Consider the following 24956-nt stretch of genomic DNA (forward strand, 5'->3'; position numbering starts at 1 on the left):
TGTTCGCTTCCTCTGTTGCTCAGGTGAGGCCAATGAGGCCGGTGTAGGCGTGCCAGATCGGGTCGCCGCCGAGGATGCCGAGCCAGGCTCCGGCGAGCATCCACGGGCCGAACGGGATCCCGCTGCCGCGTCGAGCACGACCGGTGGCGATGAGCCCGATCGCGAAGATAGCTCCGAGCGCGAACCCGCCGAAAGCTCCCACTGCGAGGGGTCCCCATCCGAGGTACGCGAGGACGAGGCCGAGCACACCGGCCAGCTTCACGTCACCGAGGCCCATGCCACCGGGCACTGCGAGTGCGAGGCCGAGGTACACCACGAAGAGCACGGCCATGCCGACCACCGCGCGCAGCAGTGCCCACCAGTCCCCGGTCGCCGCTGAGGTCGCCGTGAGCAGGAGTGCCAGGACGGCGTAGGCGGGCAGCACGATGCGGTCCGGGAGCCGGTGCGTGTCGAGGTCGATCAGCGCCAGGGCGACGGTGATGGCCATGAGGTACAGGAGCGCGACGAGTACCCCGGCTGTCGGGACGACCGACGTGCCGGTGACGACCGCACGGGCGACCACGACGGCCGCGACGAGGGCGAAGAGCGCCGCGGTGGCGGCCTCCACCAGCGGGTACCGAGCCGAGATGCGGGAGCCGCAGTCTCGGCACGCGCCCCGCAGGACGAGCCAGGAGAGGACCGGCACGTTGTCGATCCCGCGGATCGCGTGACCGCACTGCGGGCAGGCGCTCGCCGGACGGACGACGGAGAGCCCCGCCGGGACGCGGTACACGACGACGTTGAGGAACGAGCCGATGAGGAGGCCGAACACGCCGGCGAGACCCGTCACCGCGACGGCGACCTGCTGCACGGCGATCACACGCACACCCCGGCCTTCTTCACGCAGTCGCCGGCCGTCGTGTACGCCGGTGAGACCTCGGCCATGGTCGTCACGCCGTAGGTCGTGGTGACCGGGTTGAGGAAGCTCGGCGGCGCCGAGTGCTTCAGGCGTGCGTCGTAGGCGTAGGCCTTGACGTACCCGTTCGACCCCTGTCGGACGATGCCGCGGAACTTCTGGGCGATCGCGCCGTAGATGGTCAGGGTCCCTCGGTCTCCGCCGTACCCGGAGTTCTGTACCTGGAAGGTGTGCGCGGCGGAGATGATCGCGGCGTCGACCTCGCGGTCGGTGTCGCCGAGCATCGAGACGTAGCACGTGCTGTTGTATCCACACCCGACGGCCTTGATCGGGTTCCAGATCATGACCGCGTTGGTCGCGGTGAGGCCGAGCATGTCCGACCCGCGGTCTGCGTAGGTGAGGTCACCGGTGACGTAGAGGTAGTTCTCGGCCGCGACGGTCACCTGCCCGTCGAGCACACCGTGCACGAAGGCGTCTCCCGATCGCGTGCCGTAGCTGCACGGCGAGGTGCTGAGCTGCTTCTCGCCCGCACGCGGGTAGCCCACACCGTTGCCCGTGCCGGTCGTCACGTTGCACTGGTCGGCCAACTTCGACGTCGAGACGGCGTTCGCGTCGCCGGACTGCGGGACGTTCTGCACGTAGACCAGGTTGTTTGCCGGCACCTTGACCGTGGCACCGCCCGCCGAGCCGAGCTGACCCGGGCCCGTCCCGGGCATCCCGCAGTCCGCGGTGTTCCGCCCGTTCGCGACGTTCGTGGCGTCGGTCTGTGTGAACAGCGACCGCGGCGACAGCACGGTCATCGTGCCGTCGGCGTTGAAGGTGATGTCCGTCGGCCCGGTGTAGAGGCAGCCGGGGCTCCGCGTGGCGGTCGCCGGGGTGTTGTACTGCGTCGCGACCTTCTGCTGCGCGTTGGTGGACGGCATGCCGATCGTCGAGGTGAAGGCCGGCTGCGTGATGCCCGTCGGGAAGCGCTGCCCGGTGCAGCTCGAGCCGTTCGAGTCGACCTTGGCGTACCGCAGGCCGGACGTCGGGTTCGACGTCGTGATCTGGCTCGTGAACGTCGCTTGGCAGATCCGCATGGTGTCGTTCGAGTGCGCGGGTCCGTCGATCGTGTCGCCACCGCTGAACGCGATCTCCCCGCAGAGGTTGCCGCTCGCGGTGGGACGGTTCTCCCAGGCGTGCTTCACGCACGTCTTCGGGTCGGCGCCGCTCATCACCGGGTCCTGGATCTCGTAGTCCGTGAAGTAGAGGAAGTCGATGAAGCCCTGCTGGCGGATGCTCGCGACCACCGAGCGCACCGCCGAGCCGACCTTGCCGGTCGCGCGGAGCCGCACGACCCCGGTGTCGTAGTACTTCGACGCGTCGACCTCGTAGCGGTAGAACGACTTCCCGTCTCCGCCGGGGACGGTCGCCCAGGTCCCCGCCGTGCCCGTGCCGAAGGCAGGGTTCGCCGCGCCGCCGGTCGGCAGCGTCACGGACGCGCTCGTCGCGGAGAAGGGCGCTGCCGGGTTGCCGAACTGGGTGTAGCCGGTGTCGTTCGAGAGACGCGCCTCGTAGTCCTGCACCCCCGCGTACGCCGCGCTCAGCGCCGCGTTCCAGTCGGAGTCGGTCGACGACTTCTTGATGCCGGCGACGGCGACCGAGGTCGCCGTCGCGATCATGAACACCACGACGGTGCCGAAGATCACGGCGATCGCGAGGGCCATCCCACGGTCGTCGCGGAGGGCGTCGAGGTGGAACCACTTCCGCTGCCGGATCACGTGGAGGCTCCCGTCGGTTCGAGGAGGTTCGGCAGCCCGATCGTGTTCTGCAGGGTGATGCCGTTCTTCAGGGTGCTCGCGGACGACGACGTCCGCAGGGTGACCGTGACGAAGGCGATCTGCCCCGTCTGGTCGGTGGTCAGGAAGCCCGCTGCGTTCGGGGGGAGCGCGACCCGGTCGGCTGTCAGGTACTGGAAGACCGGGGTGCCACCGCTGGCGGGGACCTCGATCGAGGAAGCGATGGTGGAGGTCGTGCCGGCCGTCGTGAACGTGAAGTAGGCGTTGTCGGTCGTGCTGCCGGGGACGACCTTCTCGGTCAGCACCCCGTCCGCGCCGACGGTGAAGGTCACCTGCTGTGGCGTCGCATCGCGACCCGTCGCGACGAGCGTTGTGAACTGCATCGACGACTGTCCCGCGGACAGGAAGGCCGGGCTGTCGCTCGCCCCGACGCGCGGGTTGTCCGCCGCCGCCCGCACCTTGCGGACGATCTCGTTGAGGGCGTTCGACGCCGTCCGGCTGTTCTGGTCACGGGCGGCCGCGAAGGTCGTCGCGCGCGTGATCGAGTAGAAGGTGCCGCCGACGATCGCGAGCAGCACCGCGAACAGCCCCATCGCCACGAGCAGCTCGATGAGGGTGAGCCCGTCGTCGCGGCGCTCGCCTGCGACGAGTCCGCGGAGGCGCCGGATCACGGCTTCACCCGAGGGTCGAGCGTGACCGAACCGCTGTTCAGGATGACGCCCACGATGCCCTTCGCCGTCACGTTGACCGGGAAGGAGCTCGCGGACGTCTGACTCGTGATCGACCACGTGCCGTACGGCAGCGCGAGCGTGACGTCGATCGTGCCCGACGTCCCGGTCGCCGCCCGGGTGAACCCGTAGGTCTGCCCGACGCGGCACCCGGGGTCGCCGCCGGCCGGGCTGGCGGTCGTCGCCGTGAGGATGGTGACGTTCTTGTTGATCGTGACCGTCACGAGGCCCATCGGCACCTTCGCTGTGAGCTGGTCCGGCGACACCGACGGCGTCGGGGTCTTCCCGACCCGTCCGTCGGCCGCGGTCGGCCACATCGTCGGATCGGTTGACAGGCAGCTCTTCGTGTTCGTCGTGGTGTCCGCGTTGGTGGCGTTCGAGTTGTAGACGCCCGGGTAGACGACGTAGCCGGAACCGATCGGGCTGAGGTACTGCGTCGCGGCCGTGCCACCGGCGGTGAAGGTGCCGTACGTGCTGACGAACGACGTGACGAGGTCGTTCGGCAGCAGCGCTCCGGAGCCGTTGCTCGCGTACTGCATCGCGACGGCGATGGCTGGGTCGTAGTTGAACGAGGCGCCGCTGGACTGCCCCTCCTTCACGACCACGGTCTTCGTCGGCGCGGCGGCCTGGTCCTGGTCACGGAACTGCTGTCCCGCGGGCGGAGAGAGGGTCACGGTGTAGGTGCCCGGGATGACCTTGATGGCGACGGTGCAGCCGTCCGGGTTCGTCACGTCCGGCTGCGTCGCGAGTCCCTGGGCCTTGTTGCCCGCGACGTCGGTCGACGGGGCGATGACCGCACGGACGCCGCCGACCCCGCCGCTGCCGGTGATCGACTGGACCTGCACCAGGATCGTCCCGAGCGACGGGTCGTTGATCTTCGTCGACGGTGAGAACACCGTCTCCTGCTTCACGGGAGCAGCGGACCCCATACCGGGCCACGTCACCGTGATGTGCACGTTGAGGAAGAGGAGTTGGGCGGAACCGCCGGTCGCGGAGGCGGAACAGCGGTTCGTCGTGCCGTCCGTGTACTGCCAGTCGAGCGTCCGCTTGACCGTGTACGTCCGGCCGTCGACCACGGGCCGGGTGGTCTGTCCGGCCATGCCGGTGATGTCGTTCTGCGCGTCGATGCGCGCCGTGTCGATGGCGCCCGCAGCGAGGTTCGAGGCCTGGGTGCGGGCGGAGTTGTCGGAGGTGATGCCCATCACGGCGACGACCCCCGCGAGGGCACCGGCGATGATGATGCCGAAGACGGTGATCGCGATGATGACCTCGACGAGCGTGAAGCCCTCGTCGGACGTCCTCAGCCGTTCCCGGATCCTGCGCATCGTTCCACCTCCTGACGTCGTCGGGTACGACGGAGGGGGCCGATCGCTCGGCCCCCTCCGATCAGTTGCTAGCTCGCGGCGACGAAGGCGCCGGCGCTCGAGCAGGTGCCGGCCTTCACGCCGGCGGTCTCGGTGGCTGCGAACTTCTTGCCCGTCGTGCTCTCGCCCTGCACGCAGAAGGTGTTGGCCGTGGTGCCCTTGGTGTAGGTGAGCGTCTTCTCGGCGTCCGACCAGGTGACACCCGCGTCAGACCAGGTCTGACCACCGGTGGATGCCGCGGCCGTGACCCCAGCCGAGGTGGTGATCGTCGCGCTGTCCGGGAGCTTGTTGCTGTTCTGCGACGAGGTGCTCACGACGGCCGTCTTGAAGTTGGAGACGTCGTTCTGCACGCCCGAGTCACGCGCGTTGTTCTGCACACCCAGGTACACCGGGATGGCGATCGCGGCGAGGATGCCGATGATGATGACGACGACGAGGAGCTCGATGAGCGTGAAGCCCTTGTCGTTCTCTTCGAGGAGACCCTTGCGGCGAGCGTTCAGCTTGCCCATGAGAGCTGCGTACATGGTGTTCCACTCTTTCGGGAAATGATGATCGGAAAGTGTTTCGGGGCTGTGCTCTGCCGCCGTCGTCAAGCGTATGCACGGCACTTTCGGGGCATAATCCCGAGAACGGGGGGTCGGGGCACAAGAAAATGCCCCCAGAAGCGGGGGCACTTTCCGCCGAACCACCCCCGACCGAGGCACGACCGCCGGACGTCAGTGGATGAGCGACGTGATCTTGAAGATCGGCAGGTAGAGCGCCACGATCATGCCGCCCACGACCACGCCGAGGAATGCGATGAGCAACGGCTCGATGAGCGAGGTCAAGGCTTCGGTGGTCGATTCGACCTCGTTGTCGTAGAAGTCGGCGATCTTCTCGAGCATGATCTCGAGCGAACCGGCGTCCTCGCCGACCGCGACCATCTGCGAGACCATTTCTGGGAACACTTTCTCGGAACCGAGCGGTTCGGCGATCGACTGGCCTTTCCGAACCGATTCCGCAACGCGTTCGAGCGCATTCTGTACGACGAAGTTGTTCGACACTTCTCCGACGATCTGCAGTGCCTGCAGGATGGGGACGCCGGCACCGATCATGTTCGAGAAGTTCCGAGCGAACCGTGCAATCACGATCTTCCTGCTCAGCTCACCGAACACCGGCAGCTTGAGGCGGATGGGGTCCACGAAGCCGCGGACCCGGTCGGTGTTCTTGTTGGCACGCCACCAGAGCCAGCCGAGCACGATCGCGACGAGCAGGATCGGGCCGACCCAGACCATCGCGTGCGAGGCGTAGACGAGGAGCATCGTCGGCAGCGGGAGCTGCCCGCCGAGCGACGAGAACATCTTCTGGAAGATCGGCACGATGAAGACGAGCATCACGACGACCGCGACGAGTGACATCACGAGGACGACGACCGGGTAGGTCATCGCCGACTTGATCGTCGAGCGGAGCTTGTGCTCCTTCTCGAAGTTCGTCGCGATCGAGTCCATGGCCTGGTCGAGGAAGCCGCCGGTCTCGCCCGCCCGGATCATGTTGATCATGATCGGGGGGAACTCCACGGGGTGCTGCGCGACCGCGTCCGAGAACGAGACACCGCGCTCGACGTCGTCCCGCACCTTGCCGAGGACGGTTTTGAGCTTCTTGTTCTCCGTCTGGTCCGCCAGGATCGACAGCGCTCGGAGCAGCGACAGCCCCGAGGACAGCATCGTCGAGGCCTGCCGCGACATGATCGCGAGGTCCTTGAGCCCGACGCCCTTCTCGAACCCGGGGATCTTGATCTCCGTCTGCAGCCCGGTGCCGGGCTTCGCCTCGCTGATCGCGATCGGCGAGACCCCCATGCCCTTGAGGCGCTGCGCGACCGCACCCTCGCTCGCGGCGTCGAGGCGCCCCTTGACGAGCTTGCCGGCCCCGTCGCGGCCGCGGTAGTCGAAGGCGAGTGACATCAGTGGCCTCCCGAGTACTTGTCGCCGAAGTCGATCTCGGACGCGGCGATGGCGGCGGCGGACGAGTCGGACGGCGACTCGACGCGCTGCACGAGGCGGTCGAAGCCCTCGAGGTCGTGGACCTTCTCCATCGCGGCCTTGCGGGTGATGGTGCCGACGTTGACGAGCTCGGCGAGGTCCTGGTCCATCGTGTGCATGCCCATGTCGCGCCCGGCCTGCATGGCGGAGGTGATCTGGTAGGTCTTGCCCTCGCGCACGAGGTTGCCGATGGCCGGCGTGGTCTTCATGATCTCGGTCGCGACGACGCGGCCGGCCCCGTTCGCCTTCGGTACGAGCGTCTGGCAGACGACGCCCTCGAGCGTCGACGCGAGCTGCGTCCGGATCTGGCCCTGCTGGTGCGGCGGGAAGACGTCGATGACGCGGTCGATCGTCCCCGGCGCGCTCTGCGTGTGCAGGGTCGCGAACACGAGGTGCCCGGTCTCCGCGGCGGTGAGCGCGACGGAGATGGTCTCGAGGTCGCGGAGCTCGCCGATGAGGATCACGTCGGGGTCCTGGCGGAGCACGTGCTTGAGCGCGGCGGCGAACGAGTGCGTGTCCGCGCCGACCTCGCGCTGGTTGATGATCGCCTTCTTGTGCTCGTGCATGAACTCGATCGGGTCCTCGACCGTCACGATGTGGTCGGCGCGGGTCTCGTTGACGAGGTCGATCAGGGCGGCGAGGGTGGTCGACTTGCCGGAGCCGGTCGGCCCGGTGACGAGCACGAGACCGCGCGGCAGCTTGGCGAAGTCGCCGACGTACTCGGGGATCCCGAGCTGCTTGAGCGTCTTGATCTTGGTCGGGATGATGCGGAACGCCGCGCCCCAGTTGCCGCGCTGCTGGTAGTAGTTCACGCGGAAGCGGAACTCGGGCGAGAGCGAGTACGCGAAGTCGAGCTCCTGCTCGTGGTCGAACTGACCGGCCTGCTCGGGGCTCAGGAGGGTCTTCAGGGCGGCGATGACCTTGTTCCGCGCCCAGGGGCCACCGGGGACGGCGGGGCGGAGCGAGCCGTCGACGCGCACGGTCGGCGCGGCGTCGGCGGTGAGGTGCAGGTCCGACGCGCCCTGGTACACGACCTGTGCGAGCGCGGTGATGAGGTCGGGGTCGGCGACCTCGCGGGCGTGGCGGGTGAAGTTGATCTCGGCCTGGCCGTCGGGTGCGGGCGCGTAGGTGCTCGCTGCGCGCGCGGCCGGGAGGAACGTGGCCGGGGCTGCGTGCACGACCGGCAGGTGCTCGGTCGGCTGCTCCGCGTAGCCGTACGAGGCGGTCGACGGCGGGACGGCTGCGGGCGGCGTCGCCGGCGCGGCCTGCGGCTGCGCCACCGGCACCGCGACGGGCTCGCCGGCGGGCGCGCCCCAGGACCCGGCCGCCACGGTCTGTCCGGACGGTGCGGGCGAGGAGCCCGACGAGGCGGGCGGAGCGGACGGCCCGGCCGGCGCCGCCCAGGCCGCCACGTCGTCGGACAGGTCGTACACGGACGATGCCGGCGCGGGGGTGATCGTCGGCTCGGTCGTCGGGGACACGGTCGGCGAGACGGGCTGCTGCGCGGCCGCTGCGGCGAGACGCGCGGCACGACGGCCGCCGATCTCGTTGCCCGGGCGCCCCGGGTGCCAGCCCGCGACGGGCTCGTCCCCGGGCACGGAGATGTCGTAGACGGACTCGGTCATCGTTCCACTCCCTGCGCCTACGCGACCACGCGCAGGATCTCGTCGACGCTCGTCAGTCCGAGCTTGACCTTCTCCCACCCGTCCTGCCGGAGGGTGAGCATGCCCTGCTGCTGGGCGACGCGGCTGATCTCGGCGCTCGAGGCGCGCGCGACGGCGAGGCGTTCGATCTCCTCGGTCACGGTCATCACCTCGTGCAGCGCGATGCGTCCGCGGTACCCGGTGTTCGAGCAGACCGCGCAGCCGACCGGGCCGAAGAACTCCGGCACGTCGGCGTCCTCGCCAGGCAGGAAGCCGAGCGTCACGAGCTGCGCGGGCGCGTACTGGGCAGGCGCCTTGCACCGGTCGCAGAGGCGTCGAGCGAGGCGCTGGGCGACCACCGCGTCGAGCGCCGACCCGACGAGGAACGGCTCGATGTCCATCTCGGTCAGCCGGGTGATCGCCGACGGGGCGTCGTTCGTGTGGAGCGTCGAGAGGACGAGGTGGCCGGTGAGCGACGCCTCGATGGCGATCTGGGCCGTCTCGTGGTCGCGGATCTCACCGAGGAGCACGACGTCGGGGTCGGAGCGCAGGATCGACCGCAGCGCCGACGCGAACGTCAGGCCGGCCTTCGGGTTGACCTGCACCTGGTTGATGCCCGCCATCCGGTACTCGACCGGGTCCTCGACGGTGATGACGTTGATCTCGGGCTTGGCGACGGCGTTCAGCGTCGTGTAGAGCGTCGTCGACTTGCCGGAACCGGTCGGCCCGGTGACGAGGATCATGCCGTACGGCTTCGAGTAGGAGCGCTGGTACGCCTGGAAGTTCTGCTCGAGGAGGTTGAGGTCCTTGAGGGTCAGCGACGTGTTCGTGTTGTCGAGGATCCGCATGACGACCTTCTCGCCCCACACCGTCGGCAGCGTCGCCACGCGGAGGTCGATCTGGCGGCCTCCGTGCCGCACCGACATGCGGCCGTCCTGCGGCTTGCGACGCTCGGCGATGTCGATGTCGCTCATGATCTTGAGTCGGCTGATCACGCCGTTCTGGATGTTCTTCGGTGCCGGGGTCATCTCGTGCAGCACGCCGTCGATGCGGTACCGGACGCGGACCTCGTGCTCACCCGGCTCGATGTGGATGTCCGATGCGTGGTCCTGGATCGCCTGGGAGACGAGGAGGTTCACGAAGCGGACGATCGGGACGTCGTCGAGCGAGCCGTCGGTCAGGTCGGCCTGCTGCTGCGCCTGCGCCCCGGCCTCCTCCTCGAGCGAGGAGGTCAGGTCGTTCAGCTCGTCGTCGGCCCGGAGGTAGCGGTCGAGCGCAGCGAGGAGGTCTCGCTCGTCGACCTGCAGCGGCTTCACGGAGCGGCCGGAGGCGGTCCGCGCGTCGTCGATCGCAAGGACGTTCGTCGGGTTCACCATCGCGAGCACGAGGGTCTCCCCCTCGAACCCGATGCCGAGCACGCCATGGCGCCGGCAGAGGGCGGCGGGGAGCATCGACACCGCGGTGCCGTCGACCGGGTAGTCCGTCAGCGGCACCGTCTTCGAGTTGTTCGACGCGGCACGCGCGGTGATGTACTGGGCCTCGCTGACGAGGCCCTGGTCGACGAGGGAGCGGATCGACCGGTCGTCGATCTCCTCGTCGCCGGTCATCGAGTCGAGGTGCTCGATCGGCAGGGCGCCGTTGAGGATGAGGATCTCGGAGAGCGTGGCCATGCCCGGGACCTCCTTCGGGTCGCGCGCGGAACGTGGGGGTTCGCGCCGCAGCGATTCGGCGCTGGTCCACGCTACGTCCGACGCGTTCCGCCCCCGCAGTCCCACAACGAGGGGGCGGGGCGGGATCCGGTGGCCCCAGTGCAGGGGTACCCGCGGGTATCGGATCGACCGTCCGGGTGCCTCAGAGCTCGAGCGCGGCCGTGACGTGCACCGGCCCGGCGACGAACCCGAGGCGCTCGTAGATGCGTCCGGCACCGCTCGGGTTCTCGGCGTCGACGTGCAGGACCGCGGCGGACAGCCCGGCCGTCCGCATCGCGTCGAGCGCTGCGCCGAGCACCACGGGCGCCAGCCCACGACCGCGCTCGGCCCGGACGACGCCGACCCAGTGCACGTAGCCGAACGACCGACCGCGCGCAGCGAAGGCATCCGGATCGACCTCGACGATCGCGAATGCCACGATCGTGCCGTCCGGTCCGAGCACCACCCGGGCGAGGTCGAGCCGGCTCTTGGCCGCGGTGAGGAAGCCGCGCCAGTCGGACGCCACCATCGGCTGCGAGCCCCAGTGGTCGCGGAAGGCGTCGTTCTTGGCGCGCCGGAGCGGCTCGACGTCGTCGGTGGTCGCCGCACGGACGGTGTACCCGTCGGGCAGCGGCGGTCGGGCTGCCACGGACTCCGGCCGGTCGAGGGGTGCCTCCATGTCGAGCCACCGGCGCACCGGGACCAGTCCGGCGTGCGCCGCGAGCCGGAGCGCACCCGTACCGTCGGCGGCACCGACCTCGAGCGTGGCGGGCAGGTCGAGGTCGAGCGTCGCCAGGCGCTGGCGGGCGCGACCGACCTGCCACGCGAGGACCCGTCGGCCGATGCCGCGGTCTCGGAACGCGGGGTGGACCCGCCCCTCGAGCACGGCACGCGCCGCGGTGACCCGGGAGGGGACGTCGACCACGATCCCTGCTGCCTGCACATGTCCGTCAGCATCCACGCCCACGAGGGTGTCCCGGGCGAGGTCCATCCCCTCGGTGGACAGCATGCGCGCCACGTCGTCCGTGGAGGGACGAGCGTGCGGGTCGTCCACCGCGGCACAGGCCACCGCGAGCGCGTGCACCGCGCCGAGGTCCGCCGCCGTCGCTGCGCGGAACGTCAGGCCGCCGACCGGGGTCGGGAGGGCGAGGTGGGCAGGGGCCGTGATCCGTTCGCGCAGCGTCGCCATCCGCCCAGCCTGCCAGGCCGACGGGCGAAGGGGGGCGCCGGACCCCGCGGACCCCGCAGAACACCCTCGACGTGCACGCCCGGTCGGGGACATGATGGGGCATGGACATCACGAGCGTGACCGTGGGGCTGCCCGTCACCGACATCGAGGCGTCCTGCCTCTGGTACGGCGCGGTCTTCGAGCGCACCGAACCGGACCTCGAACCCGAGGACGGCATCGCCGAGTACGAGGTCGGCGGCATCTGGATCCAGCTCTACGAGGACGAGGCCGCCGAGGAGAACCCGGTCAGTGTCCGCTTCGGCGTCGACGACGTCCGCGCCCAGCACGCCCGGATCGGCGCGCTCGGCATCGACATCGGCCCCGTCGAGTGCGTCGACGGGGCCGTCGACTGGTTCGACGTCCGCGACCCCGACGGCAACGTCCTCAGCCTCTTCTCGCTCGTCGACGAGACGGGCCGCGGCACCGGCCGCGGCACCGGGCGCGACCGCACGGTGTAGCCGCCACCACGCGACGGACGGGAGGCACGGTGCCAGCCCGCACCGTGCCTCCCGTCCGTCTCGGGTGACGACACGACGAAGGCCCCGCCTCCTTGCGGAGACGGGGCCTTCGTGGGATCACATCAGGCTCAGTTGTAGGTGCCCGGGGTGAAGTCGTCCGACGAGAAGCTGTCGAAGTCGACGAAGCTCAGGTCCGCGTCCGAGAACGAGGAGTCGTCGGCGAAGATGCGGTTGGGGTACCGCTCCGCCTTGGCTTCCTCGGTCGCGGCGACGTCCACGTCCCGGTACCGGCTGAGGCCCGTCCCCGCGGGGATGAGCTTACCGATGATGACGTTCTCCTTGAGGCCGACGAGGTGGTCCTGCTTGCCCTCCATGGCCGCCTGCGTGAGGACGCGGGTGGTCTCCTGGAAGGACGCGGCGGACAGCCACGACTCGGTCGCGAGGGACGCCTTGGTGATGCCCATGACCTCCTGGCGAGCGGAAGCGGTCTTGCGACCCTCCTGCAGCGCCGCACGGTTGATCGCGTTGTAGCGCGACCGGTCGACGAGCTCACCCGGCAGCAGGTCGGTGTCGGCGTGGTCGACGACCGTGACCTTGCGGAGCATCTGACGCACGATGACCTCGATGTGCTTGTCGTGGATCGGCACGCCCTGCGAGCCGTACACGTCCTGCACACCGTTGACGAGGTGCTTCTGGACCTCGCGCACACCCTTGACCCGCAGGACCTCCTTCGGGTCGACCGTGCCGGCGATGAACTGCTCGCCGAGCTCGACGTGCTGGCCGTCCTCGATGAGGAGCGTCGCACGCTTGAGCACCGGGTAGATGAACGGCTCGTCGCCGTTGTCCGGGGTCAGGATGATGCGACGACCCTTGTCGGTGTCCTCGATCGTGACGCGACCCGGGCCCTCGGCGATCGGGGACGCACCCTTCGGGGTGCGCGCCTCGAACAGCTCGGTGACACGCGGCAGACCCTGGGTGATGTCGTCGGCGGACGCCGAACCACCCGTGTGGAAGGTACGCATCGTCAGCTGGGTACCGGGCTCACCGATGGACTGGGCGGCGATGATGCCGACCGCCTCGCCGATGTCGACGAGGTTGCCCGTGGCCAGCGAACGGCCGTAGCACTGCGCGCAGACACCGACGGCCGACTCGCAGGTCAGGACCGAGCGCACCTTGATGCTCTCGACACCGGCCTCGAGCAGCGTGTCCAGCAGGACGTCACCGACGTCCGAACCGGCCTCGGCGACGACCGTGCCCTTCGCGTCCACGGCCTCGGTGGCCAGGGTGCGGGAGTACACGGTGTTCTCGACGCGCGGGTCGCGGACGAGCTTGCCGTCGGCACCCACGGTCGCGATCGGCAGCTCGAGGCCACGCGTCGTCCCGCAGTCGTCCTCACGGATGATGACGTCCTGCGACACGTCGACGAGACGACGGGTCAGGTAGCCCGAGTCGGCCGTACGGAGAGCCGTGTCGGCCAGACCCTTGCGGGCACCGTGCGTGGCGATGAAGTACTCCGCCACGGTCAGGCCCTCGCGGTACGAGTTGATGATCGGTCGGGCGATGATCTCGCCCTTCGGGTTGTTCACCAGACCACGCATACCGGCGATGTTGCGCACCTGCAGCCAGTTACCACGAGCACCCGACGACACCATGCGGTTGATGGTGTTGTCGACCGGGAAGTTGTCGCGCATCTCCTGCGCGATCTCGTTCGTGGCCTCGGTCCAGATCTTGATCAGGTCGGCGCGGCGCTCCGCGTCGGTGATCAGACCCTTGTCGAACTCGCCCTGCACCTTGGCGGCCTGGATCTCGTAGCCCGCGATGATCTCCTTCTTGCGAGGAGGCGTCACGACGTCGGAGAGCGCCACGGTGACACCGGAGCGCGTGCCCCAGTAGAAGCCCGCGTCCTTGATCCGGTCCAGCGCGGCGGCCGTCTCGGTCTTGGAGTACCGCTCGGCGAGGTCGTTGACGATCGCGGAGAGGGTGCCCTTGTCGGTGACGCGCTGGACGAACGGGTAGTCCGCCGGCAGCGTCTCGTTGAAGAGCGCACGACCCAGGGTGGTCTCGAGCAGGATCGGCTGACCGACCTCGTAGCCCTCGGGAGCCTCGCCCTCGGCGAAGTGGACACCCGTCATGCGGATCTTCACCATCGCGTTGAGGTGCAGCGTGTTCTGGTCCTTCGCGAGGATCGCCTCGGCGACGGACGAGAACGCACGGCCCTCACCGGTCGCACCCTCGCGCACCGTCGTCAGGTGGTGCAGACCGATGATCATGTCCTGTGCGGGCAGGGTCACCGGACGGCCGTCCGACGGCTTGAGGATGTTGTTCGACGCCAGCATGAGGATGCGGGCCTCGGCCTGCGCCTCGACCGACAGCGGCAGGTGCACGGCCATCTGGTCGCCGTCGAAGTCCGCGTTGAACGCAGCACAGACGAGCGGGTGGAGCTGGATGGCCTTGCCCTCGACGAGCTGCGGCTCGAACGCCTGGATGCCCAGACGGTGCAGGGTCGGCGCGCGGTTCAGCAGCACGGGGCGCTCGCGGATGATCTCCTCGAGCACGTCCCACACCTGCGGACGCGAACGCTCGACCATGCGCTTGGCCGACTTGATGTTCTGCGCGTGCGACAGGTCGATGAGGCGCTTGATGACGAACGGCTTGAACAGCTCGAGCGCCATCTGCTTCGGCAGACCGCACTGGTGCAGCTTGAGCTGCGGGCCGACGATGATGACCGAACGGCCCGAGTAGTCGACGCGCTTGCCGAGCAGGTTCTGGCGGAAACGACCCTGCTTGCCCTTGAGCATGTCGCTCAGGGACTTCAGGGCGCGGTTGCCGGTACCCGTGACCGGACGACCACGACGACCGTTGTCGAACAGCGCGTCGACCGCTTCCTGCAGCATGCGCTTCTCGTTGTTCACGATGATCTCGGGGGCACCGAGGTCGAGCAGGCGGCGGAGACGGTTGTTGCGGTTGATCACACGACGGTAGAGGTCGTTGAGGTCCGAGGTGGCGAAGCGGCCACCGTCGAGCTGCACCATCGGGCGCAGCTCCGGCGGGATGACCGGCACGACATCGAGCACCATCGCGGCCGGCGAGTTGCCGGTGGCGAGGAAGGAGCTGACGACGCGCAGGCGCTTGATCGCGCGGATCTTCTTCTGGCCCTTGCCCTCGGCGATCTGCAGACGCAGTGCCTCGGCCTCGGCGGCCAGGTCGAACGCCTCGAGGCGCAGCTTGATCGCCTCGGCGCCCATGTAGGCGTCGAAGTAGATCCCGAAGCGGTCCTGGAGCTCGTGGAACACGGCGTCCTCGGGCTTGAGGTCGCCGACCTTGAGGTTGCGGAAGTCCTCCCACACGCGCTCGAGGCGGGTGATGTCCTCGTCGAAGGACTTGCGGACCTGGGACATCTCCTTCTCGGCGGTGTCCTTGGTCCGGCGCTTCACGTCGGCCTTGGCACCCTCTTCCTCGAGCGCCGCGAGGTCGTCCTCGAGCTTCTTGAGGCGGTCCGCGATGATCGAGTCGCGCTGACCCTCGAGGTTCTTGATCTCGAGGCGCATCTCGTTCTCGAGACCGGGCATGTCGGCGTGACGGCCCTCTTCATCGATGTCGATGATCATGTACGCCGCGAAGTAGATGACCTTCTCGAGGTCCTTCGGCGCCATGTCGAGGAGGTACCCGAGGCGCGACGGGACGCCCTTGAAGTACCAGATGTGCGTGACGGGCGCGGCGAGCTCGATGTGGCCCATGCGCTCGCGGCGGACCGAGGACTTGGTGACCTCGACGCCGCAGCGCTCGCACACGATGCCCTTGAACCGGACGCGCTTGTACTTGCCGCAGGCGCACTCCCAGTCGCGGGACGGACCGAAGATCTGCTCACCGAACAGACCGTCCTTCTCGGGCTTGAGGGTGCGGTAGTTGATCGTCTCCGGCTTCTTGACCTCGCCGTACGACCACTGACGGATGTCCTCGGCGGTTGCGAGGCCGATCCGGATGGCGTCAAATGACGTTGCTTCGAGCAATGTTCTTCTCTCTTGCTGAGTTCGAAACGTGTTCGGTACGGGCGGGATCAGATGTCGTCGACGGACGACGACTCGAACCGCGAGGAGATGTTGATGCCGAGCTCTTCAGCGGCACGGAAGACCTCGTCGTCCGTGTCGCGGAGGCTGACCGCCTGGCCGTCCGCCGAGAGGACCTCGACGTTCAGGCAGAGCGACTGCATCTCCTTCATGAGGACCTTGAACGACTCCGGGATGCCGGGCTCCTGGATGTTCTCGCCCTTGACGATCGCCTCGTAGACCTTCACGCGGCCGAGGATGTCGTCGGACTTGATCGTCAGGAGCTCCTGGAGGGCGTACGCGGCGCCGTACGCCTCGAGCGCCCACACCTCCATCTCGCCGAAGCGCTGTCCACCGAACTGCGCCTTACCACCCAGCGGCTGCTGCGTGATCATCGAGTACGGGCCGGTCGAACGGGCGTGGATCTTGTCGTCGACCAGGTGGTGCAGCTTGAGGATGTACATGTAGCCGACCGACACGGGCTCCGGGAACGGCTCGCCGGAGCGGCCGTCGAAGAGCTGCGCCTTGCCGGAGGACCCGATCAGGCGCTCCCCGTCACGGTTCGGGAGCGTGGAGTCGAGGAGGCCCTCGATCTCACGCTCGTACGCACCGTCGAACACCGGGGTCGCGACCTTCGTGCCGGGCTCGGCGCTGTGGGCGGCCTCGGGGAGGGCGGACGCCCACTCCTGGATGCCCTCGACGTTCCAGCCCTGCTTCGCGAGCCACCCGAGGTGGATCTCGAGGACCTGGCCGAAGTTCATGCGGCCGGGGACGCCGAGCGGGTTCAGCACGATGTCGACCGGGGTGCCGTCCGCGAGGAACGGCATGTCCTCGACCGGCAGGATCGTCGAGATGACGCCCTTGTTGCCGTGACGACCGGCGAGCTTGTCGCCCGCGGTGATCTTGCGCTTCTGGGCGATGTAGACGACCACGCGCTGGTTGACGCCCGAGCCGAGCTCGTCGTCGCCGTCCTGCGAGTCGAACACCTTGACGCCGATGATCGTGCCCTCTTCACCGTGGGGCACCTTCAGCGAGGTGTCGCGCACCTCGCGCGACTTCTCGTTGAAGATCGCGCGGAGCAGGCGCTCCTCGGCGGAGAGCTCGGTCTCGCCCTTCGGCGTGACCTTGCCGACCAGGATGTCGCCGGGGCGGACCTCGGCACCGATGCGGATGATGCCGCGCTCGTCGAGGTCGGCCAGGAGGTCCGGGCTGACGTTCGGGAGGTCGCGGGTGATCTCCTCCTTGCCGAGCTTCGTGTCACGGGCGTCGACCTCGTACTCCTCGATGTGGATCGAGGAGAGCGTGTCGTCCTTCACGAGGTTCTGCGACAGGATCATCGCGTCCTCGTAGTTGTAGCCCTCCCACGGCATGAACGCGACGAGGAGGTTCTTGCCGAGCGCGAGCTCGCCGTTCTCCGTCGCGGGGCCGTCGGCGATGACCTCGCCCTGCTCCACGCGCTCGCCTGCGGAGACGATGACGCGGTGGTTGTAGCTCGTGCCCTGGTTGGAGCGGTCGAACTTGCGCAGGTAGTAGGTCTGCGTGCCGCCCTCGTCGAGCTGCAGGGTCACGGCGTCGGCCGAGACCTCGGAGACCACACCGGCCTTGTCGGCGGTGACGACGTCACCGGCGTCGATCGCGGTGTAGCCCTCCATGCCGGTGCCGACGAGCGGCGACTCGGAACGGAGCAGCGGGACGGCCTGACGCTGCATGTTCGCACCCATGAGGGCGCGGTTCGCGTCGTCGTGCTCGAGGAACGGGATGAGCGAGGTCGCGACCGACACCATCTGGCGCGGCGAGACGTCCATGTAGTCGACCTCGTCCTTGCCGACGAGCTCGACCTCGCCGCCCTTCTTCCGCACGAGGACCTTGTCGTCCTGGAAGTGGAAGGAGTCGGTGAGGGGCGCGTTGGCCTGGGCGACGACGAAGTCGTCCTCCTCGGAAGCCGTGAGGTAGTCGATGGTCGTGGTGACCTGACCGTTCACGACGCGACGGTACGGCGTCTCGATGAAGCCGAAGGAGTTGATCCGACCGAACGACGCGAGCGAACCGATCAGGCCGATGTTCGGGCCTTCCGGGGTCTCGATCGGGCACATGCGGCCGTAGTGCGACGGGTGGACGTCACGGACCTCGACGCCGGCGCGCTCACGGGAGAGACCACCCGGGCCGAGGGCCGACAGACGACGCTTGTGCGTCAGGCCCGCGAGCGGGTTGTTCTGGTCCATGAACTGCGACAGCTGGGAGGTCCCGAAGAACTCCTTGATCGCGGCGACGACGGGACGCACGTTGATGAGCGTCTGCGGCGTGATGGCCTCGATGTCCTGCGTGGTCATGCGCTCGCGGACGACGCGCTCCATGCGGGACAGACCCGTGCGGACCTGGTTCTGGATGAGCTCGCCGACGGCGCGGATGCGGCGGTTGCCGAAGTGGTCGATGTCGTCCACGTCGAGGCGCAGCTGCACCGGCTCACCGTCGCGGACACCGTCGAGCGTGGTCTTCTCGGCGTGCAGCGAGACGAGGTACTTGATCGTGCGGACGATGTCCTGCACGGTCAGGACCGAGTCGCTCAGCGGCGCGTCGATGCCCAGCTTGCGGTTGACCTTGTAGCGGCCGACCTTCGCGAGGTCGTAGCGCTTCGGGTTGAAGAAGAAGTTGTCGAGGAGCGCACGCGCGGCCTCGGCGGCGACCTGCTCGCCCGGACGCAGCTTGCGGTAGATGTCCTTGAGCGCCTCTTCCTTCGTGAGGATGGCGTCCTTCTCGAGGGTCGACTCGATCGAGGCGAAGCCCTGGAACTCCTCCATGATCTCTTCGCTCGTCATGCCGAGCGCCTTCAGGAAGACCGTGACCGACTGCTTGCGCTTGCGGTCGATGCGGACGCCGACCTGGTCGCGCTTGTCGATCTCGAACTCGAGCCACGCACCGCGCGACGGGATCACGCGAGCGGAGTAGATGTCCTTGTCGGACGTCTTCTCCTGCTGGCGCTCGAAGTACACGCCGGGCGAACGGACGAGCTGCGAGACGACGACGCGCTCGGTGCCGTTGATGATGAACGTGCCACGCTCGGTCATGAGCGGGAAGTCGCCCATGAAGACCGTCTGCGTCTTGATCTCACCGGTCATGTGGTTCATGAACTCGGCGTTGACGTAGAGCGGGGCCGCGTAGGTCTTGCCACGCTCCTTGCACTCGTCGATCGAGTACTTCGGGTCCTCGAGCTCGGGCGACGTGAAGCCGAGCTGCATGGTCTCGCCGAGGTCCTCGATCGGGGAGATCTCCTCGAAGATCTCCTCGAGGCCGGAGTGCAGCGCGAGGTCGGTACGACCCTGCTCCTGCCCCTCGGCGAGGCGGGCCTTCCAGACGTCGTTGCCGACGAGCCAGTCGAAGCTCTCCGTCTGGAGGGCGAGCAGATCAGGAACCGTGAGGGTGTCCGTGATCTTGGCGAACGAGAGTCGCGAGTGGTTGCGACCGTTCTTGGGGTTGGTGGATGCGTTGGGCGCAGCAGCCAAGGGTGTGACCTCCGGTAGGCCCCGTCGGGCCGGTACTGACGAGCAGCACGTAGGTGAGTGGATTGATCGCTCGGCGCGACCCCGGGGTGATCACCGCACGACGGGCAGGACACGTCCAGCCGGTACACGACCGGACGGATCGACCTGTGCGATGATCGGTGAGCGGGACCCGCCGCCATATACGGGACCGGCTTCACCAGGGCGCGTGTTCGACCGCAATATGACGACACACGGATGCCAGGGAGCGCGAACTGTCATCATAGGTCGCCCCCGTGCGCGCTGTCCAGTCCTTACTTGACCGGATTCGGCATCGGCGTGTATAAGTCGCTCCGACACGCCGACATTCCCGTCGGCGGGCACGCGGCGTCAGCGCAGCGCGCGGATCGCCGACTCCGGCCGCCGCGTCCGGACGAAGGTCACACGCCCCCGGTCGTCGGTGAGTTCCAGCCCGGTCCCGGGGCTCAGGATGAGTGCGCGCGTGCCCCGGCGGACCCGCAGTCCGAGTCCGCCGTACGTCGCGGCGTCGGCCTCGACGAGCCGGACGTCGGCGATGCGGGAGCGGGCGATCCGCCGGTCGGGCAGGGGCCGGAAGTGCAGGACGACGGCCGACCGCGTCACGGTGAGGCCCGACCGTGCGACGAGGAGCAGGAAGCCCGCGACGACGGCGACCAGCGCGGGGACGAGCAGGGCGGTCTCGGGGGCGTCGCCGGGCCAGCCGAGGACCGCCGCGGCGAGCGCTCCGCCGCCGAGCAGCAGGACGGCGCCGACGGCGCGCATCCAGGTGGGGGCGACCTCGCGCTCGTCGTGCAGGGGCGCGGGGGGCGGGCTGACGACGCTCGAACGGGTCGGCCAGGCGGTGGTGGGGATGCTCACGGTGTCGGTCACGGGGTGCTCCTGCGGCGTGGGGGCCGGTCGACGCGCGGCGGACGGCGCCGCGCGCGTGGGATCGAGGCCGGGCGACGCTGGCAGGACTCGGGTGCGGCGCGCGGACGTCCGGGACCGGGCACGCCGGCGACGCGCAGGCTCGGGCGGTGGGGGTCGCTCGCGGCACGTCGCGGTCACGCCGACGGCCGGATCCGCACGCTGTGGGGGTGCGCGGGTCGACGGCCGCGGGTGACGACGAGGTGAACGGTAGGCGACGTTCCTTGGCGTCTGCTGTCCGTCGATGCAGACGCATCGAACTCCGGGAGCGCTACGGACGCAGGACGAGGGCGACGGCCTCCGCGCGCGACCGGACCCCGAGCTTCGCGAACACCTGGTTCACGTACGACTTCACCGTCGGCACGGTCAGGAACAGCTCGGCGGCGATCTCCGGGTTGGTCCGACCGTCGGCGATCCGTTCGAGCACGTCCGCCTCGCGCGGCGTCAGCCCGGGGAACCGCTCGCGCACCCCCGGCGGGACCGCACCGTCGGCCGCCGCGACCGCTCGGCCCGGCTCCGCTGCCGGGGGTGCGCCGAGCTGCGCCACGAGCCGCGCCCCGACCGACGCGTCGAACGTCGCCTGCCCGGAGGCCACCGCTCGGATCGCCGTCGCGATCTCGGCACGGCCGGCGTCCTTCGTCAGGTAGCCACGGGCCCCCGCCCGGAGTGCGGTCACGATGGAGTCGTCGTCGGCGTAGGTCGTGAGCACGAGCACCGCAGTCGCCGGGTGCTCGGCGGCGATGCGGGCGGTCGCGGTCGGTCCGTCGACGCCCGGCATCCGCAGGTCCATGAGCACGACGTCCGGTCGCTCCCGCGCCACGAGGTCGAGCGCCTCGGCCCCGTCGGACGCCTCGCCGACCACCTGCAGGTCCGGGACCAGGGAGAGCACCGTGACGAGACCGTCCCGCACGATCGCCTGGTCGTCGACGACGAGCACACGGACGGTCATCGCGTGTCCTCCGCGGCGGACACGCTCGCCGTCGGCAGGCGCACCACCACGACGAAGACCTCGTCCGCCCGGCCCGCCTCGACGGTGGCATCGCCCAGCTCGGCGATCCGCTCGCGCATCCCGCGCAGCCCCTGCCCGACGTCGGCCAGCGGGTTCGAGACGGACACGGACACGGCGGAGCCGTCCCGGGTGACGGACAGGGTCACGGGGCGGCCGGGCGCGTGCCTGCGGGCGTTGCTGAGCGCCTCCCGGACGACCTGGACCACGGCGGCGCGGTGCGCCGCGTCGAGGTCGGTGAGCGTCGTGTCCCCGTGCGTGACGACGGTCCCGCCGAACGCGCGGTGCGCGTCGACGAGGGCGGCGATGCCGTCGTCGGCCGGCCTGGAGGAACGTCCCGCCTCCGCCACCACCGGCACGTCCGCCACGGCGTCGGTCCCGGGCGCGGGGTCCTCCCGCAGCGTCCGCACCGCCCGGCGCGCCTCGGCGAGCCCGTCCGCCGCGAGGGTCCTGGCCTCCCCCGCCCGACGCGTCGCGTCCTCGACCCGGCCGGCCTCGAGGAGCGCCTCGACCGCGTCGAGCTGCAGCACGAGGCCGCCGAGCGAGTGTGCGAGCACGTCGTGCACGTCGCGTGCCGCCCGCGCCCGGTCGGCGAGGAGCACGGCGCGCTGCTGCTCACGCTCGGCCTCGCGAGCCCGGTCCTCGGCGAGGCGGAACTGTCGCCGGCTGAACCCGACCAGGACCCCGAGGAGCAGTCCGCCGGCCGTGCCGAGGACGAACTGCACGGAGACCTGCGACGAGGCGGCCGTGACGGCGACGACGACCACGGCGACGAGCGCGGCGACCGCCCCCGTCCACACCGGCAGCTGCGGGGCGACGCCGAGCGAGACGATGCCGAGGATCACCGGAACGACCATGAGCGACCCGGTCGGCACGACCACGAGCGACCCCGCCGCGACCATGACGACCGCGCCGGCGAGGACGAGGCGCGGGGGTCTGGCGTACTCGCGGACGGCCCAGGCGGCGAGCGCCACGGCCCCGAGCGCCCAGACCCAGGCCGGGTGGTGCAGGCCGATCCCGTTCCGGGTGAACCAGAACGCAACGACGAGGATGCCGATCGCGTTGAGGCCGCCGGAGACGCTCCGGGCGGGCCGGCCGCCCGCAGCGGGCCGCCCCCCGCGGAGGTCGGACCGTGCGGGCTCGGTGCGCAGCGTCACCGGACCATCATGCCCCGGCGCCCGGCGCCGGCCTCGGCGCGGGGGATCCGCTGGTCGAGGACCACGGCGCGGGCGGCCCGGTTCAGTGCGAGGACGAGCAGGATCGTGCCGGTCGAGGTGAGCAGGTGTGCGCCGAGGTGACCGCCGAGGACGTCGAGGCCGATCCGGACGGCGATCAGGAGGACCCAGAGTCCGGCCCCGGTCCAGCCGGTGCGGGCCTGCAGCGTGCGGCCCTCGTCGTCCGGGGTGTCGACGGTCCGGAAGCGGGTGATGCGCCCCATCGTGAGGCCGACCGCGACCGTGACGAGCGCCTCGAGGCCGAGGAACACGACGTCCGCGGTGGTGATCGTGGCCGCCGACCGGGCGAGCACGACGACGCCGACGACGGCCAGCACGAGCGGCGTCCGCCAGATCCGGGCCGGGTCGAGGGACCGCCAGGTGGCCTGGCGGTACGCGAGGAAGGCGACGAGGGCGATCCCGATGATGACGTTGGCGACGAGCTGGACCGACATGGGGTCCCTCCTGGTTCGTGGACCGGCGGGGACTCCCGACCGGGTGCTCCCAGCCTCGTGAGCGGCCCGCTCCCGGCCCACCACCCACGGGTGGGGAACGGGTGGTGACCGGCGGTGGTGTTCCATTGGGGACATGGCTGATGCGTTCGACGGGTTCCGGATCGGTGCGGGGTACGCGGCTGTGGAGCCGGACCGGCACCGGCCGGGGTCCTTCACGCTCGTGGTGGACGGGACGCCGCAGTCCCACGTTGACCTCGAGGACCCGACGCACCTGGCGTTCGAGTACATCCGCCGGATCGGGCACGCGATCGACCTGCTGCCGCCCGGCCCGATCACGGCGCTGCACCTCGGTGCCGGAGCGCTGACGCTCCCCCGCTACGTCGCGGTGACCCGGCCGGGCTCGCGGCAGCAGGTCGTCGAGCTGGAACGGGACCTCGTCGAGCACGTGCGCGACGTGCTGCCGTTCCCCCGCGGGGCCTCCATCCGGGTGCGCTACGGCGACGCGCGCGAGGTCCTCGGCAAACTGCCGAACGGCCTGCGCGGCACGGTGGACCTGGCGGTCGTCGACGTGTTCGGTGGCTCACAGATCCCGGCGCACGTGACGAGCGTCGAGTTCTACCGCGAGGTGGCGGCGTTCCTCTCCCCCACCGGCATCGTGGCGGTGAACGTCGCGGACGGCGCCGGACTCGCGTTCGCCCGGGGGCAGGCGTCGACGCTGCAGTCCGTGCTGCCGTCGGTCGCGGCGGTCGCGGACACCGGGATGCTCAAGGGCCGTCGGTTCGGGAACATCGTGCTGCTCGGCTCACCGACGGACCTGCCCGTGGCCGAGATGCCGCGGCGGTACTCCTCGGACCCGATGCCGGCGAAGGTCGTGCACGGGGCCGAGCTCCGGGCGTTCATCGCCGGAGCACCGATCGTCACCGACCAGACGGCCGTCGCGTCGCCCGAGCCGAACCGCAGCGTCTTCGGGGGCTGAGCCACGGGCGGCGCCCCGCGCCCGACGCGACCCACAGCGGACGGGAGGCGCGGTGCGGGTCGGCACCGCGCCTCCCGGCCGGTGGGCGGTCGCGTCCAGCCCGACCGGGTCCGGACGCGCTGCGGGTGCGGCTGCCAGAATGGGGGACACGACCGCGCGACCGCGCGAGGCGAACGAGGGAGTCCCCTGATGACCAACGACCGGAGCAACGAGGACCGCGACGGCCGGACGCCGGAGTGGGGCGAGGCGTCGCAGCAGCGCCCCGCCGACGAGCCGCGCTACGGCGAGCGCGCCGAGACCGCGTCGACGCAGTACGGGGAGCCGCAGTCCGGCCACCAGCAGTACGGCGACCAGCCGCGGTACGGCGAGCAGCAGCAGTACGGGCAGCAGCCGCAGTACGGCGAGCAGCAGCAGTACGGGCAGCAGCAGTCGGGCGACCACCAGTACGGCCAGCAGGGTCAGGCCCCGTCGTGGGACCGCTCGGACCACGACCGACACGACGGCCACCAGCACCACGCCGCCGCGGCAGCCGCGGGGAACGCCCCGGCCTGGCAGCAGTACGACCAGCCGAAGCGCAAGAAGAAGACCATCGGCGTCGTCGCCTTCGTGCTCGGGCTGCTGTCCCTCGTGCTCGGCGTCGTCGGCGGGGCGATCGTCGGCCACGCGCTCGGCAACTCGGACTTCCTCCAGAGCGTCGCGCAGAACGGCGGGACCACGACCTTCGACCAGCAGGAAGCCACGCGGCGACTGATGGACGACCCGGCCGCGCTCTCGCAGATGGGCGGCGGCCTCGTCGCCATCGGTGTCGGTGCGGTCCTCGGCCTCTGGGCGCTCGTCCAGGGCATCATCGCCGCCGTCACCGCCCGTGGGCGCGGGTGGGGCATCTTCGCGATCGTGCTCGCCGTGGTCGCGACCATCGCCACGGTCGTCGCGTACATCACGGTCGCGGTGACCGCCGCGGGTGCGGCGACCGGCACCGGTTCCTGACGCCGCCCCGGCGTCCCCGGACGGCCCGTCGTGCTCCGGCACGGCGGGCCG

18 protein-coding genes are annotated in these 24956 nt (G+C 69.9%); 3 read left to right on the plus strand and 15 right to left on the minus strand.

Annotation, left to right across the window (positions count from 1 at the left end; genetic code table 11):
• Positions 1-19: 19 nt before the first annotated feature.
• From ACY3FI_RS15180 to ACY3FI_RS15220, 9 genes are all read right to left on the minus strand, one after another.
• Entirely contained in the window at positions 20-865 is an 846-nt protein-coding gene (locus tag ACY3FI_RS15180) for a prepilin peptidase (RefSeq protein ID WP_462548430.1), read from the minus strand.
• Positions 856-2655: a hypothetical protein gene (locus tag ACY3FI_RS15185; RefSeq protein WP_462548431.1), complete on the minus strand. Its 1800-nt coding sequence runs from the start codon at positions 2653-2655 to the stop codon at positions 856-858. Before ACY3FI_RS15185 ends, ACY3FI_RS15180 begins: the two co-directional genes overlap by 10 nt.
• Complete coding sequence (locus ACY3FI_RS15190; protein WP_462548432.1) at positions 2652-3344, minus strand: PulJ/GspJ family protein; 693 nt, start codon at positions 3342-3344, stop codon at positions 2652-2654. The genes ACY3FI_RS15185 and ACY3FI_RS15190 overlap by 4 nt, the downstream gene beginning before the upstream one ends.
• Positions 3341-4726 (minus strand): type IV pilus modification PilV family protein, encoded by a 1386-nt coding sequence (locus ACY3FI_RS15195; RefSeq protein WP_462548433.1) that lies wholly within the window; start codon positions 4724-4726, stop codon positions 3341-3343. The genes ACY3FI_RS15190 and ACY3FI_RS15195 overlap by 4 nt, the downstream gene beginning before the upstream one ends.
• A 68-nt stretch (positions 4727-4794) precedes the next feature.
• Entirely contained in the window at positions 4795-5289 is a 495-nt protein-coding gene (locus ACY3FI_RS15200) for a prepilin-type N-terminal cleavage/methylation domain-containing protein (protein WP_462548434.1), read from the minus strand.
• 192 nt (positions 5290-5481) lie between these two features.
• A complete protein-coding gene (locus ACY3FI_RS15205) occupies positions 5482-6705 on the minus strand; it encodes a type II secretion system F family protein (protein WP_462548435.1) in 1224 nt (407 codons plus the stop codon).
• Positions 6705-8408, minus strand: a complete 1704-nt coding sequence (locus ACY3FI_RS15210) for a type IV pilus twitching motility protein PilT (protein WP_462548436.1) — start codon at positions 8406-8408, stop codon at positions 6705-6707. Before ACY3FI_RS15210 ends, ACY3FI_RS15205 begins: the two co-directional genes overlap by 1 nt.
• 17 nt (positions 8409-8425) lie before the next feature.
• The gene (locus tag ACY3FI_RS15215) at positions 8426-10096 is read right to left on the minus strand and encodes a GspE/PulE family protein (protein ID WP_462548437.1); all 1671 of its coding nucleotides are present in this window, start codon (positions 10094-10096) and stop codon (positions 8426-8428) included.
• 181 nt (positions 10097-10277) lie between these two features.
• Entirely contained in the window at positions 10278-11303 is a 1026-nt protein-coding gene (locus tag ACY3FI_RS15220; protein ID WP_462548438.1) for a GNAT family N-acetyltransferase, read from the minus strand.
• A 101-nt stretch (positions 11304-11404) separates the two neighbouring features.
• On the opposite strand from ACY3FI_RS15220, the gene ACY3FI_RS15225 reads away from it, so the two are divergent.
• Positions 11405-11800 carry a VOC family protein gene (locus ACY3FI_RS15225; RefSeq protein ID WP_462548439.1) on the plus strand — a complete coding sequence of 132 codons (396 nt, stop codon included), beginning with the start codon at positions 11405-11407 and terminating at the stop codon, positions 11798-11800.
• Between the two features lie 128 nt (positions 11801-11928).
• On the opposite strand, the gene ACY3FI_RS15230 is transcribed toward ACY3FI_RS15225, so the two are convergent.
• The 6 genes from ACY3FI_RS15230 to ACY3FI_RS15255 form a co-directional block, all read right to left on the minus strand.
• The gene (locus tag ACY3FI_RS15230; protein ID WP_462548440.1) at positions 11929-15810 is read right to left on the minus strand and encodes a DNA-directed RNA polymerase subunit beta'; all 3882 of its coding nucleotides are present in this window, start codon (positions 15808-15810) and stop codon (positions 11929-11931) included.
• A 47-nt stretch (positions 15811-15857) separates the two neighbouring features.
• Complete coding sequence (gene rpoB, locus ACY3FI_RS15235; protein ID WP_462548441.1) at positions 15858-19346, minus strand: DNA-directed RNA polymerase subunit beta; 3489 nt, start codon at positions 19344-19346, stop codon at positions 15858-15860.
• 366 nt (positions 19347-19712) lie between these two features.
• The gene (locus ACY3FI_RS15240) at positions 19713-20231 is read right to left on the minus strand and encodes a hypothetical protein (protein ID WP_462548442.1); all 519 of its coding nucleotides are present in this window, start codon (positions 20229-20231) and stop codon (positions 19713-19715) included.
• Positions 20232-20538: 307 nt separating this feature from the next.
• Complete coding sequence (locus ACY3FI_RS15245; protein ID WP_462548443.1) at positions 20539-21216, minus strand: response regulator transcription factor; 678 nt, start codon at positions 21214-21216, stop codon at positions 20539-20541.
• Positions 21213-22430 carry a sensor histidine kinase gene (locus ACY3FI_RS15250; RefSeq protein WP_462548444.1) on the minus strand — a complete coding sequence of 406 codons (1218 nt, stop codon included), beginning with the start codon at positions 22428-22430 and terminating at the stop codon, positions 21213-21215. Before ACY3FI_RS15250 ends, ACY3FI_RS15245 begins: the two co-directional genes overlap by 4 nt.
• Positions 22427-22942, minus strand: coding sequence for a hypothetical protein (locus tag ACY3FI_RS15255; protein ID WP_462548445.1), 516 nt, complete (start codon positions 22940-22942; stop codon positions 22427-22429). Before ACY3FI_RS15255 ends, ACY3FI_RS15250 begins: the two co-directional genes overlap by 4 nt.
• A gap of 133 nt (positions 22943-23075) precedes the next feature.
• Between ACY3FI_RS15255 and ACY3FI_RS15260 the strand changes: the two genes are divergently transcribed.
• Both ACY3FI_RS15260 and ACY3FI_RS15265 read left to right on the plus strand, forming a co-directional pair.
• The gene (locus tag ACY3FI_RS15260) at positions 23076-23918 is read left to right on the plus strand and encodes a spermidine synthase (protein WP_462548446.1); all 843 of its coding nucleotides are present in this window, start codon (positions 23076-23078) and stop codon (positions 23916-23918) included.
• 189 nt (positions 23919-24107) lie between these two features.
• Positions 24108-24905, plus strand: a complete 798-nt coding sequence (locus tag ACY3FI_RS15265) for a DUF5336 domain-containing protein (protein ID WP_462548447.1) — start codon at positions 24108-24110, stop codon at positions 24903-24905.
• Positions 24906-24956 lie beyond the last annotated feature (51 nt).

It is taken from the genome of Curtobacterium sp. RM9, assembly GCF_054956955.1.

Coding starts and splice junctions, on each gene's coding strand:
- ACY3FI_RS15195 (WP_462548433.1), bottom strand. CDS start 4,726: ATGCGCAGGATCCGGGAACGGCTGAGGACGTCCGACGAGGGCTTCACG.
- ACY3FI_RS15200 (WP_462548434.1), bottom strand. CDS start 5,289: ATGTACGCAGCTCTCATGGGCAAGCTGAACGCTCGCCGCAAGGGTCTC.
- ACY3FI_RS15205 (WP_462548435.1), bottom strand. CDS start 6,705: ATGTCACTCGCCTTCGACTACCGCGGCCGCGACGGGGCCGGCAAGCTC.
- ACY3FI_RS15210 (WP_462548436.1), bottom strand. CDS start 8,408: ATGACCGAGTCCGTCTACGACATCTCCGTGCCCGGGGACGAGCCCGTC.
- ACY3FI_RS15215 (WP_462548437.1), bottom strand. CDS start 10,096: ATGGCCACGCTCTCCGAGATCCTCATCCTCAACGGCGCCCTGCCGATC.
- ACY3FI_RS15220 (WP_462548438.1), bottom strand. CDS start 11,303: ATGGCGACGCTGCGCGAACGGATCACGGCCCCTGCCCACCTCGCCCTC.
- ACY3FI_RS15225 (WP_462548439.1), top strand. CDS start 11,405: ATGGACATCACGAGCGTGACCGTGGGGCTGCCCGTCACCGACATCGAG.
- ACY3FI_RS15245 (WP_462548443.1), bottom strand. CDS start 21,216: ATGACCGTCCGTGTGCTCGTCGTCGACGACCAGGCGATCGTGCGGGAC.
- ACY3FI_RS15255 (WP_462548445.1), bottom strand. CDS start 22,942: ATGTCGGTCCAGCTCGTCGCCAACGTCATCATCGGGATCGCCCTCGTC.
- ACY3FI_RS15260 (WP_462548446.1), top strand. CDS start 23,076: ATGGCTGATGCGTTCGACGGGTTCCGGATCGGTGCGGGGTACGCGGCT.
- ACY3FI_RS15265 (WP_462548447.1), top strand. CDS start 24,108: ATGACCAACGACCGGAGCAACGAGGACCGCGACGGCCGGACGCCGGAG.